Here is an 18,275-nt window from a genome sequence, read left to right as displayed (position 1 = left end):
GAATATCTTTGGAATTACTATATTTGCTACAATAAATCGCCTATATACTGATGTGGGTTAGACATAGTTTATTGTGTTATCACTAGTTTTTTCGCTATTTTCTTGTAAGGTTTTGTTTTTTAGTTTCATGACATTTTTCCAGTTTGAAACATTCATTCACTATTATTTTTACCAAAACGTTCACTAATTGCAGTTCCAATACCTTTTGAACCACCGGTAACTACAGCAACTTTATCTTTTAGTTCAGAATAAACCATAGTTTTCTCTCTTTTTTCTTATTAGCTTCATTATAAAAATTATTAATATGCCAGCATAACTTACTTTTTACAGGTTAGATGTTATTTTATTTCAAACCAATCTCCGCTATTTTTAATAGTATCCCATAATTTATCTGGGATAGCTAATTCTTTTAATCGATCTTCAGAGATAGAATGAATAATCTCATCATCTTTGCCTGTTCTTACTTTTTCAATCCAATCAAGGTCAGTAATTAAACCATGAGCAATTGCAACTAAGTCAGCGCCATTGTCTAATACTTCCTCTGCTTTTTTACCAGTATCAATTTGACCAGCGACTAAAAAGGCAGCACGTTTATCAATTACTTTAGCGGTTTCAGTAATAATATTTTCATGATTATCATGAGTGAAAGGCTTTAAAGCATTTGGCAAGGAAGCGTGGATATAGGTAACACCTTTTTCTGCTAACTTATTAATTAATACTTTAACGTCTTTAAATCTAAGTCCGTCTTCATAGTGTTCTTCAGGAGAAAAGCGCCAGCCAATAATAAAATCATCATCAGCATATTTATCAGCTACTCGCTTAATTTCACGATAAACTTCTAAAGCAAAACGCATTCTATTTTCTAAACTTCCACCCCATTTGTCAGTGCGGCGATTAAAATGAGGAGAAAGAAAGTTTTGAATTAAAAAGCTGTGTGCACCATGAACTTCAATTCCATCAAAACCAGCTTCAATTGCTCTTTTAGTTGTTGCACCAAATTCTTGAATAATTTTTTCAATTTCATTTTCGTTTAAAGCTCGAGGTGTAAAGCTATCAACAAACATTGTTGCTTCAGTTGGAACAGCACTAGGAGCGACAACATTTTCTTTCCCGACTATTTCAGCTAAAGTTTTATTCCCTGCATGGTTAATTTGTAAAACTACTTTTGCACCATTTTGCTTAATAGTAGAAGCAAGTTTAGTTAAACCTGGCAAAAATTTATCATCATAGCTGGCGAATTGATGAGTAAAACCAATTCCATTTTCAGCAATGTTAACACAACCAGTAATTACCATTCCCATGTTCTTTGCTCTGGCAGCATAATACTTTAGTTCTTCCTCAGAAACAGTATAATCATCATTACTTGCCCATGTGGTCATTGGGGACATCACAATTCTATTTGGTAAAATATCATCATTGTTTAAAGTTAAAGATTCAAATAATTTATTCATTGAAAAATACTCCTTATATAATTTACCACCCGTAATTTATATAAAAGTATAAAGTATAATTTACATAGTGTCAATTATAAAATATAATATTTTTAGAAAAATATTTTAAGGAGTTTACAGAAATGGGAATATTGCGTGCACGTTCAGTCAAAGAACAAAATGAACGTTATCAAAAAATATTAGATACAGCTGATGAGTTTTTCACAACCACTGACTATGAAGATATTAGCTTAAATAAAATTGCAAAAAAGATGGGACTGTCTCGTCCCGCGCTTTACAGCTATTTTAATTCTAAAGAAATGCTTTTTTTAACTTTAAGCAAGCAACAATATTTATTGGTAAAAGATAAATTAATTAAGGATTTTTCAACTAAGAAAATGTCAAAGAAAGATTTTTGTTTCAATTTAGCAAAACTCTTCTTTGATTCCCCTACTTTTTTAAAGTATCAAGCGCTTCATCAAACTGTCATGGAAAGTAAAATTGGTTACGATGAAATGTATAAGTTTAAAAAAGGTACTAAGCCCTTTTTTAAAACATTGCAAGATTTAGTTCACTTTCAATTTCCTACACTTACTGAATCTGCAGTAGCAATTTTTGTTCAGCAGGTTACTGTTCTTTTACCTACGATGTATAATTATGCACATATTCCGAGCGAACAAGCCAAAGTTATGAACGAATTACATATTTTTGGTAAAAATCCTCCTGCCGAACCAGTGGAATTCTTTAGTGAGTTTTTCGTTAAGTTACTTTCCTAGATATGAAAAAATCTCTCTTAATTTTTTGATTAAGAGAGATTTTTTATTACCACAAGAAATTGATAATAGCTTTGTTTACTTCTTGATTATTATGTAACTTGCTATGTTGAGCATTTTTACCTTTAATCATCAAATTTCGATAGCTCTTTGTACGACCTGCAACCAAGTATTTTAGCGATTTAGCAGAATTATTTGAAACATCCCCATCAGAATTAGTACCATCTTCTAAATTACCGAAGATATTTAATATACGGGTGTTTCTTGGGAAAGTTTTGCGTAATGACAAAAGTCCACGATATTCTGGTTGCATAATATTTGGTTTACTGGTTTTAGCATTAAGCTTGAGTCTGTTAGGACTATCATTTTCACCAATAATACCATCGTAGTGACCAGCAATAGAGATGAAATGATCTACTGGGTAACGCTTTTGTAATTCTGGATAACGTTTAAAATAATACGCTGTTTCAAGATTTCCCATTGAATGAGCCACGATATTGATATTTTTATAATGATATTTTTTATTAACGGCGCTAATTGCAGCCTTTACATACTTTGAACCTAAGTCATTATATCCTTTAGCGTAATTATTGCGGTAAGCACTTAACTTATTATCATCAAAATTAACTTCAATGATAGGATTCTTAGCCTTCTTTTTCAAATGACCATGGAAAATAACCTTTTGATTTTTAGTAACATTAATGCGAATCACGCTATTTGTTACCTTAGCATTTTTAATGGCATTTACCATATCTTCTTCGGCGTGATAACTACTGCCCCAGCCATGGAAAAAGAAAGTTGGAACATTTTTAGATGATACATTTTTTGCAACAATTTGATTATTTTGCTTACTCTGTCTTAATGCAAACAATCCACCGGCTATTACAATGATTAAAGCAACGACAGCTGCGATTAAACCACCCTTTTTGTGTTTCATGCTTTTCTCCTTATTTTGCTAACTCTATTTTTACTTTAGTATTATCTTTCATTTTACTTACGACTTTATGGTAATCTTTTGTCGTAAATTTACCAATAATATGGATACCGGGATAATAATCGACATGACCGTAGTAAAAAATAATTCGTCGATCTGGTGACCAGTAGCCAATTTCACCAGCTTTACCTTCATCACCTTTAGGCATTCCTTTTAAAGAAAGTGCGTGATGTAAATCAGCCATTTTTTCAGGATTACTCATAAAACTAGTAAAAGTTAAAGTTTTTGGTAACTCTTTCTTAAAATCTTTAGCTGCAGCAGTAGAATTTAACTGTGCTTTTAAAGTTTTTCCGTCAATAATAATTTTTATGTTAGTCATTTTAACCTTCTTACGTTTGTGAACCTTCTTTTCAGCAGAAACTGTTTCCTGATGGTTTGAATTAGCCATTTTCTTGCCACATCCTACTAATGTTAAGATGCAACAAGCAATTAGTAAAAGTCTTATTTTTTTCATCTTTTTCTCCTAATAAATATTTTTAGAGCAATTTTAGCATTAGGGATAACAAAGTCAAAATACATATTCTTTATAGATAACTATTTCAAAAAACTATAATTAAAATTGTTGACTTGGAGTTAACTCCAAGTGGTAAATTATATTCAGAAAAACAAAAGGAGCAAAAATAATGAAAAGTACACAATTTGAAGAAAATAATCAAATCAAACCAATTGAAATAGATAAACCAGTTGTTAAAGATGATCAAGATGTTTTAATTCGTGTAGTTCGCACTTGTGTCTGCGGGTCTGATTTATGGACTTATCATGATGTGCCCAAAAAAGGATTAATTAATTCTGGTCATGAAGCTTTAGGAATTGTAGAAGCTGTAGGTAAAGATATTACTACAGTTAAACCAGGAGATTTTGTCATTGCACCGTTTACTCATGGATGTGGTCATTGTCGTGCTTGTTTGGCTGGCTTTGATGGCGTATGTATGAGTCACAAGGATAATTGGAGTGATGGCTTTCAAGCAGAATATTTACGTTTTAAATATGGTCAATGGGCTTTAGTCAAGGTACCGGGAAAACCTGAAGATTATAGTGAAGGAATGTTAAAATCTCTTTTAACCTTAGCTGATGTAATGGCTACTGGCTATCATGCTGCTCGAGTAGCAAATGTAAAACAAGGCGATACTGTAATTGTTTTAGGCGATGGTGCTGTTGGCCTTTGTGCAATTATTGCAGCTAAAATGCGCGGTGCTAATCGCATTATTTCAACTAGCCGTCATGCTGATCGTGAGGCTTTAGCTCGTGAATTTGGCGCAACTGAAAATATCGCTACACGTGGTGATGAAGGAATTAAAGAATTACTTGAAACTACAAATGGTGGTGCTGATGCTGTCTTAGAATGTGTAGGAACTGAACAATCTACTCAAGAAGCTATGCAAATTGGACGTCCTGGTTCAATTATTGGTCGTGTAGGATTACCTCATGGAAGTAAGATTGATCCTGCACAAACTTTCTATCAAGATAAAGCTTTAGCAGGTGGACCCGCATCCGTTACTACTTATGATAAAGAAATTTTACTTAAGGCCGTTTTAGAAGGAAGAATTAATCCAGGAAAAGTTTTTACTAAAACATATACACTTGATGAAATAAATGATGCTTATCAAGACATGGCTAATAGAAAGACGATCAAATCTTATATCAAAATTGATTAGCAGAAAATAAAGATAACTTTTGATCAAAAATTGTTGACTTGGAGTTAACTCAAAGTAGTACCTTATATTCAGGAGGTGCAAAATGGCAGATTTAACTATCACACAAGTAAGTAAAAAATACGATATTAAGCCTGATACCCTACGTTATTATGAGCGAATTGGCTTACTACCTACTATTCCACGTAAGAGTAATGGTAATCGCTATTTTAATGAGGGGATGCAAGGCTGGATCGAAATGATTGTTTGCTTACGACATTCAGGCGTTCCCGTTGAAAAATTAATTGATTATGCAGATATGTTACGTGCTGGCGATAGTACGCTGCAAGCACGTGAAGATTTGTTAAAAGAACAATTACAAGAATTAGAAGGTAAAAAGAAAGATCTTAATCGGTCAATTGATCGATTAAAACATAAGATTTCACTTTATAAATCTGGTGAAATTAAAGAAAATAAAAGTTATTTTGAAGAATATAAGATTTTAGATGATTAGGAAAAAATAATGACTAAAAATACAATTGTACTCGGAACTTGGGCATGGGGAGATAATAATAGTTACTTTGGTAATAATTATGATGAAGATCACTTCCGTCCCGTTTATGATGCTGCTATTGTCAAAGGATTAACTTTCTTTGATACTGCTACTACTTATGGTAATGGTGGATCTGAAGAAATTTTAGGTGATTTAATGGCAAACACTCCACGTAGTGAACTAACTATTTCTACTAAGTTCACTCCTCAAATGGCACCTGCTACTGATAATCCCGTTCAAACAATGCTTGATGAAAGTTTGAAACGCTTAAAGACTGATTACATTGATTATTGATTATTACTGGATTCACAACGACGCTGACGTTGAAAAATGGACCCATGATCTCTTACCAGTGTTAAAAACAGGAAAAATTAAACATGTTGGTGTTTCTAACCATACTTTAAGTGAAATCAAACGTGTCCAAGAAATCTTAGCTGAAGAGGGCTTTAAATTAGATGCTGTTCAGAACCACTTAAGCTTACTAGATCGCAGTTCAGAAGAAGCCGGAATCTTAGATTACTGTAAAGAAAATAATTTAGAATTCTTTGCATACATGGTCTTAGAACAAGGAGCCTTAACTGGTAAATATAATGTTAATAATCCCTTCCCTGCTGGTAGTGTTCGTGCACAAGTCTACAATGATAAGTTACCTGAATTAACTGATTTAGTTGAAAAGTTAACAGAAATTGGTAAAAAGCACGACTTGTCTGCAGCACAAACTGCAATGGCATGGGCCCTTTCTAAAGGTACTTTCCCAATTATTGGGGTGACTAAAGTTAACCAAGTTGAAGATGCTGCTCAAGTTGCTGCTGCACGCTTAACTGATGCTGAAGTTAAAGAATTAGAAAATATTGCTGCTAAAATTAATGTTAATACTACTGGTAGTTGGGAACCAGATATGAACGAATAAAGGAGAATATCTATGACCTGGTCAAAAGAAATAATTGATAAAATTAATCAAAGTACTACAATTAAAAATCAACCTTATGATGATAGCAAGCAACCATTTCAAGACAATCCTCTTTGGGCAGTAACCATTGGTAATCATGTTTACTTACGAGCTGGTAAAGGACGTGAAAGTAAATGGTACCAAGAAGACCTTAAAAATGGTGGTCAAATTGAAGTAAACGGACAAATTTTTAAGATCAAATATCTTCCTGTTACTGACAAAAATGAAGAAGAACAAGTTACTAAAGTTTATTTAGAAAAGTATCATGGTCAATACCCAATTGATATGATGGTTTCTGACAAGTGTGCTGATGCAACGGTTGAATTAATTTTAGAATAAAAATAGTATTATAATGCAAAAAGACTCAAGAAATTTCTCTCTTGAGTCTTTTTACTATTCTTTAAATTGTAATTTTTTCTTTATATCCTCTTTTATTAGGACATAAATGTAGAAGCTCTCTTCAATTATATATAATGCCAAAGTCTAGGATTTACTTCAAACTTGCAAGCATCTTTAATGCAGTTTCAGTATCATGCGCCTTAATTTGGTAAACATTCTTACCATCTTGCCATGCAATAACTGTATTAAGTGAACCAACACTATCACCTAAGGTTACATGAAGATTACCATTTGAAGTTGTTCCTGGAACACCATATTTATTAACTAAAGCGAGTACTTCTTTACCACGTTTAGTTGGATCTTGCTTCATCATGCTACTTGCTTGGATAACAAATGAATATTTATCCTTGTTCCATTGCAAGTACTTTTGGCCAGCTGCACCTTGAGTAGTTGCAGTGGTGCTATCGTCAAGCTTAGTTGTTGGTAAACCTTGTTGTTCCGGTGAGTAGTTAATGATGTCACTGGCTTCGCTTTCAGAAGCATTTTTAACTTCCTTTAAAACAGCATAAGGCTTTTCATTCTTTAAATTACTTGCGTTAAAGTCAGAAGTTGTATTACCAACGCTGTAGTAAACAGTATTTACATTACCTTCAGAAGTGTAACGTACGTTTAATTTATCTGAACCTGTGCCTAGACCATCTTTAGTTGGTAAAAGCATACCTGGGAGTGCCTTACGCAACTTAGCAGTAAGGTTATCCATTCTGTTTTGTTCAGGTGCTTGTGAAGATGATTCTTGAGAACTACTTGATGATTCACTTGTTTTACTTTCAGATTTTGAAGTGTTGTTCTTTTGAACCTTAGAACTTGATGCAGAACTATTTGAATTGCTACTTTGACTTTGATTTGAACAAGCAGCTAATGATAAGGCCATTAAAATGGCAGCAGTTATACCGATTTGTTTTTTCATATTTTTCCCTCAATCTAATAACTTATCTTATACTCGTATTGTATCAAAGATTTTGCCATCTTTCTTTTAAAAAACACTTACAAAGCTGACTGCACTTAACGCAAATTTAATAAATATAGACTTTACTTTTATTTATCTGTTCTTTAAACGGGTAATTATTTTAGTTAATGTCTCAACTAATTGATGAATATCATCCATAGTATTTTCGATACTAAAACTGAATCTAAGCGATTCATATACACGTGGATTATCTGCACCAAACATCGCAACTAAAACGTGTGATGGATTAAGAGAACCGGCCGTACATGCTGAACCAGCCGCCCCTACAATTCCGTCTAGATCGAGATTAGTTAAGAGAACATCACTCTTAATGCCTTTAAACCAAATATTGATAACTTGTGGTGCCATGTTTTCTTCGAGATTACCATTGATTTCAAAGTCAATACCGTTTTCTTTAAGGCCTTCAACTAGTGCTTTCTTAAATGATAAATATTTTTCACGATTCTTTTCAATAGCATCATTTGAGTGAAGTTCTGCAGCCTTAGCAAAGCCCGCAATTGCGGGAACATTTTCAGTTCCAGCGCGTCGCTTTAGTTCTTGGTCCCCACCCTGCAAATAAGATGGTAAATCGATTCCATCGCGTTCATATAAGAAGCCAATAAGTTTAGGACCGTTCAACTTATGAGCAGAAGTTGATAAAAGGTCGATTTTCATTTCTTCAACATCAAGTGGAATTTCACCGTATGCCTGCACTGCATCAGTATGGAACCATGCATTAGATTCAGCAACGATTTCACCGATTTCCTTAATTGGTTGTACACTACCTACTTCGTTGTTAATAGTCATGATAGTAACTAAGATGGTATCTGGACGAATTGCCTTTTTTAAATCCTCAAGATTAATTTGACCTTTTTCATCGACATCTAAGTATGTTACTTCAAAACCCATTTTTTCTAAACGTTTCAAGGGCTTTAAAACGGCTTCATGTTCGATCTTTGTGGAAATGATATGTTTTCCTTCAGTCTGACGTAACATAGCTGTTTGCATAATAGCGGTGTTATCACTTTCTGTACCACCACTAGTAAAGATAATCTCACTGTCCTTAGCATTAATTGACTGAGCAATTGTATAACGACTAGTTTCAAGAATATTTTTTGCTTCACGTCCATAGTAATTGGTTGCAGAAGCATTCCCAAAGACATTTTTCATCATTTCAGTCATGGTATCAATAACCTCAGGAGCCATTGGCGTCGTTCCTGCGTTATCTAGATAAATTCTTTTATTCATCAAAAAAGCTCCTTTTTAGTAACTTTAACAAGTATATTACTAAAAGTAAGTATTATCAACAATTGTCGATAGTTAATGAAATCATTGAATACTTAACATAATTTTTAATGATGTTAAGTAAAAAGGCACTTTCGTCTGGAAAGTGCCTTTATAAATTTTCTAATATTCGGTTGGCTTATAACCATCGTTAATTGCATCAGCTTTTAAGTTAGGGATGCCATCATCATTTTCAGTTGAATCTTCTTCTTTTTCATCTTCATAGATTCTAACTGGTGAAACGCCACGATCATCTTCTGAATCTATATCGTGCTTTTTATTCATAAATTTCTTTGTACCTACTGCAGTAGCAACACCAGCTGCAATTGTTCCAAGAGTAATTAAAACAATGTGTCTAGCTTTCATAATAAATGCCTCCGTATTCTAGATAAATCGCTTTCACAATTAATTATAAGTCATTCATAAAAAAGATGTTAAATAAAAAGCTTAATTTATTCGCAATAATTTCTTACCAGCCTTTGTAAATGCAAAGTATAGTAGCGGTGTACAGATTGCAGTACTAATTGAATTAACTACTGTTGCCGGCAAGCTCATGAATGAGGCAATATATGCTACTTTTAAACTAGTACCAATTATTAAGGCCTCAACGATTGAAACGAGATAAGTCGTACCAATTTTAGTTATCCCTGCAATGATACCGATAATAATGATATTTGCTTTGCTATCTTGATAGTTCATCCCTTTATAAACTATAGAAATTATGCTAGCAACCACAAACACTTCTAGCATAGTTAACCAAGAAGTAGCAGCGTATCCATTTAAAATATCGAATCCACCTAGGCCAATAATTCCAGCTAACATTCCGTTTCGATAACCTAAAATCAAAATTGCCACTGCAGTAAGAGTATTACCGAAGTGAATAAATGGTCTCCCTACCATGGCAGGAACAGGAATTCTTAACACCCAAATACCCAGATAAATAATTGCCGCAAATAAGCCCGTTAAGATTAAAGCTTGTAAGGAGTTTTTATTTTCTCTAATGTTCATTATTCACACTCAACTTTTCCACTAATCTCATTAATCCTGCCGAATAATTAGGACCTAATCTGTTATCCTGCCTTTCATTGGTATGGTTAATGGCGGTTTCAATAAATTCTGCAGCAAGCTGACTAGCCAACTTCAAATCATTATTTGAAAGATATGCAGCTAAAAGGCTGCTAGCAAACATGTCGCCTGTCCCAAAGAAGGATCTTGAAATTTTGTTTCTTTTAATAGTCCATAAATTACCATGATCATATCCAACAATTCCTATTATTTTATCTGAAAGTGCAATCCCTGTAATAATTATTTGCTCAATTTTGAATTTTTTGCTTAATTGCTTTGCAACTTTTTTAGCAAAAGCAAGAGATGAATCTTCTACTTGTTTAGGATCTTTATCTAATAGTAAAAGAGCTTCCGTCATATTTGGAGTCAAAATTGTAGCATTAGAAGCCAATTGTTGCATTTTTTCTACGCATGCTTCATCAAATCCGCTATACAATTTCCCATGATCGGCCATAGCAGGATCTAGTAAGATAATATTACCTTCTGACTTAAGGCTAGCTATATTGTCAATCCAAAAGTCAATTGCCCCGTTACCAAGATAGCCTAAGTAGATAGCATCAAAACTTAATTTTAATTTTTGCCAATGACTTACAATTTTAGTCATTTCATTAGATAAATCTAGGAAGGTATTTTTACCAAAACCACCAGTGTGTGTTGATAAAAGCGCGGTTGGTAAAATTGAAGTTTGATAACCACATGTACCGATGATTGGAAGTGCCAGTTCCATTGATACCTGACCAAAACAAGATAGATCTTGGCTAATTAAAACGGTTTTTGTCATTATTTTTGTCAATTCCTTTAAATATAAATAATAAAAAGTGTTTTCTATATCATATCAAGAAAAAGCAAGGACTTAAATAAATCCTTGCTTTAATTAAAAGAGATTGTTTTCATTATTCTAATTCAAGTCCCGCATCATCACAAGCAGCTTGTAAGACTTGCATTACTTCATCACTATGATCTAATGCTGCCTTAACAGCGTCAAAATCGTTTTCAGCGATAATCTTACTGAACTTGGCAAACTCTTCATACATACGGTGTGAGTGAACCTTCTTATCGAAGTGGTCAAGCTTTTCTGAATTATGGAAAAGATCAAATGAGTCTAACACATTAGGTGCACCGTTAACTACTAATGACATCTTCTCGCCTTCAATCAATGAAGTAATTGGAGCACCAACGTCTTTAGCAGCGATTGCGACGGCCTTAAAATCGCCATAATCTAAAGTTAAGATACCTGAAGTATCAACTCCGCGTTGGATATTGGCCAAGTAATGAACTTCTTTTGGCATACCAAACAGACCGACAATAAAGTGAATGTTGTAGATGTTTAGATCCATTAAGGCTCCACCGCCTTTTTTAGGATCAAAAACAGGTTGAATTTCACCACGTTTAAAAGCATCATAACGGTGAGAATATTGGGAATAATTCATTGAAACAATTTTAATCGGGCCAAGATCATCAAGCTTGTCCTTTATTTCTTGATAATTGGTCAAATATTGATTAGTGATTGCTTCTAATAGCACTAACTTCTTTTCTAGGGCCAATTTCTTTAATTCTTTAAATTCAGCGTATTTAACAGTAAATGGCTTTTCACAAATGACATTCTTACCTGCAAGTAAAGCCTTTTTACTAAATTCATAATGAAGAAAGTTAGGAACAGCCACATAGACAGTGTCTGCTTCACTTTCTTTTAGGGCTTGATCATAGTCGGTAAATACTTTACTAATGCCAAACTTTTTAGCCATACCTTCAGCCTTTTCCTGGCTTCTTTTAGTACTTACAATTCCTGATAAAGTAATTTCGGGTAAATCTTTAGCAATTGGTAACCAATCTTCAACAATAAAACCTGAACCAGCAATTAATAACTTCATAGGGCCTCCTTTTTTTATATCACATACGTAAACGCTATCATTATATAAGTATACACTATTAAGTAAATTATTGCTGCTCCTTATATTCCGAAATGATCGCCAACATTTCTTGACCATAACGTTTCATCTTAGCTTGACCTACTCCGCTGACCTCTAGAAATTCGCTTTCGGTTTTTGGTTTTAAACGAACCATATCATAGAGTGAGCGGTCTGAAAAAATCATAAAGGCCGGAACATGTTGTTCTTTGGCCAATTCTAGCCGCTTATCTTTGAGTGCTTCAAATAAACCAGTATTTTGTTCAAGATTAGTTTTAGCTTTAATCGGCTTAACTTCTTGTTTTCGAAAGACTTTTTTCTTACCATCGAGTAAATCCCAACCATTATTAGTTGCATGAACAATTGGATATTCATCCCCAGCTAATTCTAAATAGTCATTAGCAATTAAATAGTTAATTAAACTAAGGGCTTCATTTTGGCGCATTTTTAAACTGCCGTAATGATCAAGATTAGAAGCATTGATTTCTTCCATTCTCTTATTTTTAGAACCAGTAACTGCTTGGGCGACAATACTTTTACCAAATCTACCGTCAAATTCATAAACCATAGAGATAACTTTTTTGGCATCTTCAGTAATATCAATCTCTTCTCGTTTATCAGTGCAATTAGAACACTTACCGCATGGTTCACAGTCTTGACCAAAGTACTGAACGATAAATTGTTGTAAGCATTTAGTAGTGTTGGCATATTGAGTAATGGCCGCAAGCTTAGTAAACTGAATTTTTCGATACTGATTATCCATATCAGATTGTTCAATAAACCAGCGATACGTTCTTAAGTCACCTGGTTTGTAAATTAGTAGGGCCTCGCAAGGTGCGCCATCTCTTCCGGCACGCCCCGCTTCTTGGTAATAAGATTCAATATTTTTTGCACTGTTAGCATGGATTACAAATCTAACGTTACTTTTATCGATCCCCATCCCAAAGGCATTGGTAGCAACAATAATTTGAATGCGGTCATATTGAAAGTCATCTTGCACTTTTTCACGAGTTTGACTGTCCATTCCGCCATGATAAGAAGCCACCGAGATTCCCTTTTTTCTCAAATAGTTAGTAATTTCTTCTACCTTTTTACGAGTATTAGTATAGACAATTCCTGCTTCATCACCGTGACTCTTAATATAATCATAAATATAAAGATCCGTATCTTTTGGTGAATTAACTACCTGAAAGCTTAAATTGGGACGAGTGAAGGAAGTAATAATGAAGTTACTTTCGGGAATGTTAAGCTGTTCAGCAATATCCTTTTGAACTGCGGGTGTTGCTGTGGCTGTAAGTGCTAAGATATTTGGTTTACTCTTTAAGGATTTAATTCCAGCATAGATTTCGCGATAGGCTGGTCGAAAGTCATGACCCCATTGAGAAATGCAGTGAGCCTCATCAACTGCAACTAAGTCAACATCGATAAAGTTAAGCTGATAACGGAAATAATCCATTGCAAGACGCTCTGGAGTCATGTAAAGCAGCTTGATTTCACCTTCGTATGCCTTACGCAAGATTGGATTAACCTCTTCTTGAGGAGTCGTAGAGTTTAGAGCGGCCGCATGGATTCCGTTTTGATTTAGTGAGTCGATTTGGTCTTTCATTAAGGAAATTAAAGGTGAAATGACTAAAGTAAGTCCAGGATTCATTAATGCTGGAATCTGATAACAGATCGATTTACCAGCGCCTGTAGGCATTACTCCAAGAACGTTTTCACCCTTTAGAACTCGATCAATTACTTCTTTTTGACCAGGTCGAAAGTCACTATATCCAAATGTTTGTTTTAAAATTTTTTGTGGATTCATCATATGTTTATTAAAACTTGTGTGGAATAATTTTGCAAGATAGCAAAAACGGATTAACTGTTCTTGAAGTTAATCCGTTTATTTAATTTAAGATTATTTTTGTAATTTCTCCGCTGCTAAAAGTAAGTTTTTTATGATCTGAATCATCCATAACGATTAACTGCCCCTGATCGTTTATTTCAAGAGCACGTCCGCAGTACAGTTTATTACCAGCCTTAAATTTGATTTTTTGATTTAAAATGTTGGAGTATGCTCGGTAGTTATCAAGGAAATTATCTTTATTGTAATTTTTAACTGCATAAGAAGTTGCATTAATGAGACTAGAACTGATTTTTTCTTTATTAAAACTATCGTCAGTAATACTGGTAGCAGTTTTTTGTAAATCGGAGGGAAAACTAGTCGTATTAATATTTATTCCAACACCAATAATCAAGCCACCATTATAAAATTCTGTTAAAATACCTGCTATTTTTTGATTAGCAATATAAATATCGTTAACCCACTTGATTTTAAAATTGATCGAAGGAAAGAACTTTTCAAGTGCTTTAACCAAATTCAAAGCAACATAAGGAGTTAAGAGACTAATTTGTTTTACTTCATAAGTAAAGTTAGGAATAGTGAGACTGAAGTATATTCCTGTATCTTTAGGTGAGTAGAATTTCCTGCCCTGCTTACCGTAACCTGATGATTGAGCATCAGCAATAAAAACGGCCGGAACATAATTCTTTTCTAAATAATCTTTTGCTAAATCTTGAGTAGAGGTCACAAGATCATAATGAAAAACTTTTATATTATCTAAGGTGGACACCTTTATCAACATAGATTACATCTCCAGTAATTCCGGTGGCCAAATCACTCATTAAGAAGGCACAGGTATTACCCACTTCTTCTTGGGTTACATTAACACCATCAACAGTTTCACTTTGAGATATCTTGATTAAATCACTGTGGCCCTTAATACCTGAAACAGCTAAAGTTCTCATGGCTCCAGCTGAGATTGCATTAACTCGGGTCCCTTCTTCACCCATGTCTCTAGCTAAATAACGCATTCCAGATTCCAATGCAGCTTTTGCGATTCCCATAGTGTTGTAGTTAGGAAGTGCTCGACTGCTTCCCATATAAGTAAGGGTAACTATGCTAGAAGGTGTGTTTAATATTTTTTGTCCGGCTTTAGCGACTGCTAAAAGTGAATATGAAGAAATATCTAAAGCTTGATTATATCCTTCTCGTGTAGAGTTAAGAATGGAGCCGCCAAGTTCTTCTTTTTTTGCAAAAGCAATTGCATGAACAATTCCATCAATTTTTCCAAAACGATCTTCAACCTTTGAAAATGCTTGAGAAATACTTTCATCACTTGCAACATCACATTCGATTAAGCGATTCTCATCATCAACTAATTTTGAAATGAATTTCTTCAAGCGTTCATTTTGATATGTATAAATTATTTCCGCACCTTGTTTTTCCATTGCTTGAGCACATCCCCAAGCGATAGATTTATTATTAGCAACACCCATTACGAGTATTTTTTTACCATCTAAAAAACCGTTCATATTTTCACCTAAAATTTTCTAAATCTGTTATAGCGTCTTTGAATTAGTTCATCATCAGAAAGCTGCTGCAATTTGGCCAATTCTGTTGTCAAAACCTGATCAATATTCTTAAGAACTGTGGTGTGATCATTTGGCTCATCAATAATACCTTCAATGATCTTTAACTCAAGTAAATCATTTGGAGTAAGTTTCATCATTTCTGCGGCTTTTTCGACTTTACTGGAGTCTTTCCAAAGAATTGAAGAAAATCCTTCTGGTGAAAGTACTGAAAAAATGCTATCTTCCATCATCCAAACTTCATCACCGCAGGCTAAAGCAAGAGCACCACCAGATCCACCTTCACCATACATAACCGTGATTACCGGGGTTTTTACTTGCCCAATTTCTAAAAGATTTTGAGCAATTGCCTGTCCTTGTCCATTTTCTTCGGCACTTTTGCCAGGATATGCCCCTGCTGTATCAACAAAGAGTAGAACTGGACGATGAAACTTGGCTGCATTCTTGATTAATCTAAGAGCTTTGCGGTAGCCACTTGGTTCAGGTTGGCCAAAATGCTTTTCCATTCTTTCTTTAATGCCGTGACCGCGACTAGTAGTAATAACTGTGACTGCTTTTCCGTGAAAAGTTGCAATTCCACCGACAATAGCTGGATCGTCTCCACTTAATCTGTCGCCGTGTAACTCGAAAAAATCAGGAAAAAGGACCTTACGAATTTCATGACCAGTGATATGCTTTTCAGATCTGGCTGCCCTAACAACTTCCATTGCTGATTTATTCATGATATTCACCACCGTTTCTTAATAGCCAAGTCAAAGTAGCTTTTTCATCCTGTCTTTTTATAATTTGATCGATAAAACCATGTTTTAAAACATTTTCGGCATCTTGTAAGTCTGGACGAATTTTTTCATGAATTGTTTGTTCAATCACTCGTCTTCCCGCAAAACCAACCATTGCATGTGGTTCGGCCAAAGTAATATCAGCTTGGCTTGCAAAACTAGCAGTAACACCACCAGTTGTCGGATCAGTTAAAACAGTGATATAAAGTAAACCTGCTTGGTTGTGACGGGCAACACTATTTGAAACTTTTGCCATTTGTACTAAGGAACAAATTCCTTCTTGCATTCGAGCACCGCCAGAAGCAGTGAATAAAACAACTGGTAAGTGTTGCTCAGTGGCTCTTTCGAACAAACGGGTTAACTTTTCACCTGTCATTTGACCTAAAGATCCCATAATGAAGTTTGGATCCATGATACCTAAGGCAAATTTGATATTAGCGATTGTAGCTAGTCCAGTTAAAACTGATTCATTGATTCCACTAATCTTTTGAGCCTTTTGAATTTTTTCTTCGTAATTAGGAAAGTCTAGAGGATTAGAAGGACAAATTTCAGCATCCCACTCATCTAAGTTATCGACTAACCAAGTAAGTCGTTTTTTGGCCGAAATTCTAAAACCATAATCACATGAAGGACAGATTGCATACTCATCTAATTTGTCAGCAAAAATTTCTTCTCCGCACTTAGGACAACGTTTAATCAAACCGTCGGGAACTTTGTCGTCAGCTGCTTTGTCTGCTTTTATATGGTTTTCAGTTAAAGTATTTTTATGCTGAAACAACTTCATCTTTTATAGTCTCCTTCCAGTTTGGTAAGAATGATTGCTCAAGATAAGTATTAGTAAAATTACCTTTAATAAAGGTTGGATCTTCTAAAATTGCTAGATGAAATTCTTGGTTAGTAGTAATTCCGCGAATAATCATTTCTTGCAAAAGTCGTTTCATCTTGGCAATAGCTTCAGAGCGAGTCTTACCAAAGGCAACGACTTTTGCAATCATTGAATCGTAAAATGGTGAAATCTTTTCACCTTGGTATAAGGCAGAGTCAATTCTCATTCCAGGATTTCCAACCGGAAGGTATAAATAATCAATATTTCCAATTGAAGGCATAAACTTATTTAGTGCATCTTCAGCGTTGATTCTACATTCAATTGCGTGCCCTTTAGCGGCTAAATCCTCTTGCTTAAATGGTAATTTTCCTCCAGCGGCAACAATGATTTGAGCCTTAACTAAATCTACTCCACTAACCATTTCTGTTACCGTATGTTCAACTTGAATCCTAGTATTCATTTCCATGAAGTAAAAGTTGTGATCTTGATCCATTAGAAACTCAATAGTACCAGTGTTAAGGTATTCGGCCGCATTTGCTGCATTAATGGCAATTTGACCTAATTTCTTTCGTTCCTTTTCAGTAATTAATTCGCAGACACTCTCTTCCAAGACTTTTTGTTTATTTCTTTGAAGAGAACAATCTCTTTCGGGGAAGTAGACAGTGTTTCCAAATCGATCACGAAAAATCTGAACTTCGATATGCTTTACATTTCGCATGACCTTTTCAAGATACATACGGTCATCGCCAAAATCATTCTTGGCCTCAGTTTGAGCAGAATTTAAGGCGTCTTCCATTTGGGATGGTTCATTTACTTGGCGAATTCCTTTACCACCACCGCCGGCAGCAGCCTTTAATAAAACTGGATAACCGACTTTTTTGGCAATTTCTTTAGCTTCTTTGGTTGAAGTGATAAAATCTTTACTTCCTGGAGTAACAGGAACATTATGTGCAATCATAGTTTGACGAGCATGTTCTTTATTGCCCATTTGGTCAATAGTAATAGCTTTTGGACCAATAAAGGTTAATCCGCAGTCAGTGCACATTTTTGCAAATTCCGCATTTTCAGATAAAAAGCCATAACCAGGATGAATAGCTTCAGCTCCAGTTCCAACAGCTGCGGCAAGAATGTTTTTAATATTTAAATATGATTCACTAGGTTGAGGTCCACCTACGCAAACCGCTTCATCTGCTAATTGGACATGTAAGCTTTCACGATCAACTGTTGAATAAATGGCAACTGTTTTGATTCCCATCTCTTTTAAAGAGCGAATGATGCGAACAGCAATTTCTCCGCGATTTGCGATAAGTACTTTTTTAAACATC

General features: G+C 34.6%; 19 protein-coding genes and 2 pseudogenes. 5 read left to right on the top strand and 16 right to left on the bottom strand.

The features are described 5' to 3' along the window. Window positions 1-167: 167 nt before the first annotated feature. Together NFR82_RS05450 and NFR82_RS05445 are read right to left on the bottom strand one after the other, a co-directional pair. A pseudogene (locus NFR82_RS05450) lies at window positions 168-257 on the bottom strand (glucose-1-dehydrogenase); the annotation flags it as partial. Window positions 258-338: 81 nt separating this feature from the next. Continuing rightward, complete coding sequence (locus NFR82_RS05445; RefSeq protein WP_251717279.1) at window positions 339-1,451, bottom strand: NADH-dependent flavin oxidoreductase; 1,113 nt, start codon at window positions 1,449-1,451, stop codon at window positions 339-341. 122 nt (window positions 1,452-1,573) lie between these two features. Between NFR82_RS05445 and NFR82_RS05440 the strand changes: the two genes are divergently transcribed. Beyond that, window positions 1,574-2,206 (top strand): TetR/AcrR family transcriptional regulator, encoded by a 633-nt coding sequence (locus NFR82_RS05440; RefSeq protein WP_251717278.1) that lies wholly within the window; start codon window positions 1,574-1,576, stop codon window positions 2,204-2,206. A gap of 46 nt (window positions 2,207-2,252) precedes the next feature. Here the strand turns inward: NFR82_RS05440 and NFR82_RS05435 are convergent, their stop codons facing one another. Continuing rightward, the gene (locus NFR82_RS05435) at window positions 2,253-3,140 is read right to left on the bottom strand and encodes an alpha/beta hydrolase (RefSeq protein ID WP_251717277.1); all 888 of its coding nucleotides are present in this window, start codon (window positions 3,138-3,140) and stop codon (window positions 2,253-2,255) included. 10 nt (window positions 3,141-3,150) lie between these two features. Continuing rightward, entirely contained in the window at window positions 3,151-3,651 is a 501-nt protein-coding gene (locus tag NFR82_RS05430) for a cyclophilin-like fold protein (protein WP_251717276.1), read from the bottom strand. Window positions 3,652-3,820: 169 nt separating this feature from the next. On the opposite strand from NFR82_RS05430, the gene NFR82_RS05425 reads away from it, so the two are divergent. From NFR82_RS05425 to NFR82_RS05410, 4 genes and pseudogenes are all read left to right on the top strand, one after another. Beyond that, window positions 3,821-4,852 carry an alcohol dehydrogenase catalytic domain-containing protein gene (locus tag NFR82_RS05425; protein WP_251717275.1) on the top strand — a complete coding sequence of 344 codons (1,032 nt, stop codon included), beginning with the start codon at window positions 3,821-3,823 and terminating at the stop codon, window positions 4,850-4,852. A gap of 82 nt (window positions 4,853-4,934) precedes the next feature. Beyond that, window positions 4,935-5,342, top strand: a complete 408-nt coding sequence (locus tag NFR82_RS05420; protein WP_251717274.1) for a MerR family transcriptional regulator — start codon at window positions 4,935-4,937, stop codon at window positions 5,340-5,342. A gap of 9 nt (window positions 5,343-5,351) precedes the next feature. Next, window positions 5,352-6,291: pseudogene (locus NFR82_RS08920) on the top strand (aldo/keto reductase). Between the two features lie 12 nt (window positions 6,292-6,303). Next, the gene (locus NFR82_RS05410) at window positions 6,304-6,669 is read left to right on the top strand and encodes a DUF2255 family protein (RefSeq protein WP_251717273.1); all 366 of its coding nucleotides are present in this window, start codon (window positions 6,304-6,306) and stop codon (window positions 6,667-6,669) included. 151 nt (window positions 6,670-6,820) lie between these two features. On the opposite strand, the gene NFR82_RS05405 is transcribed toward NFR82_RS05410, so the two are convergent. The 12 genes from NFR82_RS05405 to accC all read right to left on the bottom strand — a co-directional run bounded on the left by NFR82_RS05405 (window position 6,821) and on the right by accC (window position 18,274). Continuing rightward, a complete protein-coding gene (locus NFR82_RS05405; RefSeq protein ID WP_251717272.1) occupies window positions 6,821-7,636 on the bottom strand; it encodes a hypothetical protein in 816 nt (271 codons plus the stop codon). A 132-nt stretch (window positions 7,637-7,768) separates the two neighbouring features. Further along, on the bottom strand, window positions 7,769-8,923 hold the full coding sequence (locus NFR82_RS05400) for a cysteine desulfurase family protein (protein WP_251717271.1): 1,155 nt from the start codon (window positions 8,921-8,923) through the stop codon (window positions 7,769-7,771). 159 nt (window positions 8,924-9,082) lie between these two features. Beyond that, complete coding sequence (locus NFR82_RS05395) at window positions 9,083-9,325, bottom strand: hypothetical protein (RefSeq protein WP_251717270.1); 243 nt, start codon at window positions 9,323-9,325, stop codon at window positions 9,083-9,085. Window positions 9,326-9,406: 81 nt separating this feature from the next. Continuing rightward, window positions 9,407-9,961, bottom strand: a complete 555-nt coding sequence (locus NFR82_RS05390) for an ECF transporter S component (protein ID WP_251717288.1) — start codon at window positions 9,959-9,961, stop codon at window positions 9,407-9,409. Next, on the bottom strand, window positions 9,957-10,805 hold the full coding sequence (locus tag NFR82_RS05385; protein ID WP_251717269.1) for a pyridoxamine kinase: 849 nt from the start codon (window positions 10,803-10,805) through the stop codon (window positions 9,957-9,959). The genes NFR82_RS05390 and NFR82_RS05385 overlap by 5 nt, the downstream gene beginning before the upstream one ends. Before the next feature lie 112 nt (window positions 10,806-10,917). Then, complete coding sequence (locus NFR82_RS05380; RefSeq protein ID WP_251717268.1) at window positions 10,918-11,895, bottom strand: Gfo/Idh/MocA family protein; 978 nt, start codon at window positions 11,893-11,895, stop codon at window positions 10,918-10,920. Between the two features lie 67 nt (window positions 11,896-11,962). Next, window positions 11,963-13,738 (bottom strand): DNA helicase RecQ, encoded by a 1,776-nt coding sequence (recQ, locus tag NFR82_RS05375; protein ID WP_251717287.1) that lies wholly within the window; start codon window positions 13,736-13,738, stop codon window positions 11,963-11,965. Between the two features lie 82 nt (window positions 13,739-13,820). Next, window positions 13,821-14,558: a biotin--[acetyl-CoA-carboxylase] ligase gene (locus NFR82_RS05370; RefSeq protein WP_251717267.1), complete on the bottom strand. Its 738-nt coding sequence runs from the start codon at window positions 14,556-14,558 to the stop codon at window positions 13,821-13,823. Then, entirely contained in the window at window positions 14,530-15,288 is a 759-nt protein-coding gene (gene fabI / locus NFR82_RS05365) for an enoyl-ACP reductase FabI (RefSeq protein WP_251717266.1), read from the bottom strand. Before fabI ends, NFR82_RS05370 begins: the two co-directional genes overlap by 29 nt. Before the next feature lie 8 nt (window positions 15,289-15,296). Next, window positions 15,297-16,067 carry an acetyl-CoA carboxylase carboxyltransferase subunit alpha gene (accA, locus tag NFR82_RS05360; protein WP_251717265.1) on the bottom strand — a complete coding sequence of 257 codons (771 nt, stop codon included), beginning with the start codon at window positions 16,065-16,067 and terminating at the stop codon, window positions 15,297-15,299. Next, complete coding sequence (locus NFR82_RS05355) at window positions 16,060-16,908, bottom strand: acetyl-CoA carboxylase carboxyltransferase subunit beta (RefSeq protein ID WP_251717264.1); 849 nt, start codon at window positions 16,906-16,908, stop codon at window positions 16,060-16,062. The genes accA and NFR82_RS05355 overlap by 8 nt, the downstream gene beginning before the upstream one ends. Beyond that, window positions 16,889-18,274 (bottom strand): acetyl-CoA carboxylase biotin carboxylase subunit, encoded by a 1,386-nt coding sequence (accC, locus tag NFR82_RS05350; protein WP_251717263.1) that lies wholly within the window; start codon window positions 18,272-18,274, stop codon window positions 16,889-16,891. The genes NFR82_RS05355 and accC overlap by 20 nt, the downstream gene beginning before the upstream one ends. Window position 18,275 lies beyond the last annotated feature (1 nt).

Source organism: Lactobacillus agrestimuris, assembly GCF_943193025.1.
Taxonomy (GTDB): Bacteria; Bacillota; Bacilli; order Lactobacillales; family Lactobacillaceae; genus Lactobacillus; species Lactobacillus agrestimuris.
The sequence above is the reverse complement of the archived record's forward strand: the minus strand, read 5'-3'. Positions and strand labels throughout refer to the sequence as shown.

Excerpts from the sequence above, each read along its gene's own strand:
- NFR82_RS05445 (WP_251717279.1), bottom strand. The coding sequence starts at position 1,451 with ATGAATAAATTATTTGAATCTTTAACTTTAAACAATGATGATATTTTA.
- NFR82_RS05440 (WP_251717278.1), top strand. The coding sequence starts at position 1,574 with ATGGGAATATTGCGTGCACGTTCAGTCAAAGAACAAAATGAACGTTAT.
- NFR82_RS05435 (WP_251717277.1), bottom strand. The coding sequence starts at position 3,140 with ATGAAACACAAAAAGGGTGGTTTAATCGCAGCTGTCGTTGCTTTAATC.
- NFR82_RS05430 (WP_251717276.1), bottom strand. The coding sequence starts at position 3,651 with ATGAAAAAAATAAGACTTTTACTAATTGCTTGTTGCATCTTAACATTA.
- NFR82_RS05425 (WP_251717275.1), top strand. The coding sequence starts at position 3,821 with ATGAAAAGTACACAATTTGAAGAAAATAATCAAATCAAACCAATTGAA.
- NFR82_RS05420 (WP_251717274.1), top strand. The coding sequence starts at position 4,935 with ATGGCAGATTTAACTATCACACAAGTAAGTAAAAAATACGATATTAAG.
- NFR82_RS05410 (WP_251717273.1), top strand. The coding sequence starts at position 6,304 with ATGACCTGGTCAAAAGAAATAATTGATAAAATTAATCAAAGTACTACA.
- NFR82_RS05405 (WP_251717272.1), bottom strand. The coding sequence starts at position 7,636 with ATGAAAAAACAAATCGGTATAACTGCTGCCATTTTAATGGCCTTATCA.
- NFR82_RS05400 (WP_251717271.1), bottom strand. The coding sequence starts at position 8,923 with ATGAATAAAAGAATTTATCTAGATAACGCAGGAACGACGCCAATGGCT.
- NFR82_RS05395 (WP_251717270.1), bottom strand. The coding sequence starts at position 9,325 with ATGAAAGCTAGACACATTGTTTTAATTACTCTTGGAACAATTGCAGCT.
- NFR82_RS05385 (WP_251717269.1), bottom strand. The coding sequence starts at position 10,805 with ATGACAAAAACCGTTTTAATTAGCCAAGATCTATCTTGTTTTGGTCAG.
- NFR82_RS05380 (WP_251717268.1), bottom strand. The coding sequence starts at position 11,895 with ATGAAGTTATTAATTGCTGGTTCAGGTTTTATTGTTGAAGATTGGTTA.
- recQ (WP_251717287.1), bottom strand. The coding sequence starts at position 13,738 with ATGAATCCACAAAAAATTTTAAAACAAACATTTGGATATAGTGACTTT.
- NFR82_RS05370 (WP_251717267.1), bottom strand. The coding sequence starts at position 14,558 with ATGTTGATAAAGGTGTCCACCTTAGATAATATAAAAGTTTTTCATTAT.
- fabI (WP_251717266.1), bottom strand. The coding sequence starts at position 15,288 with ATGAACGGTTTTTTAGATGGTAAAAAAATACTCGTAATGGGTGTTGCT.
- accA (WP_251717265.1), bottom strand. The coding sequence starts at position 16,067 with ATGAATAAATCAGCAATGGAAGTTGTTAGGGCAGCCAGATCTGAAAAG.
- NFR82_RS05355 (WP_251717264.1), bottom strand. The coding sequence starts at position 16,908 with ATGAAGTTGTTTCAGCATAAAAATACTTTAACTGAAAACCATATAAAA.
- accC (WP_251717263.1), bottom strand. The coding sequence starts at position 18,274 with ATGTTTAAAAAAGTACTTATCGCAAATCGCGGAGAAATTGCTGTTCGC.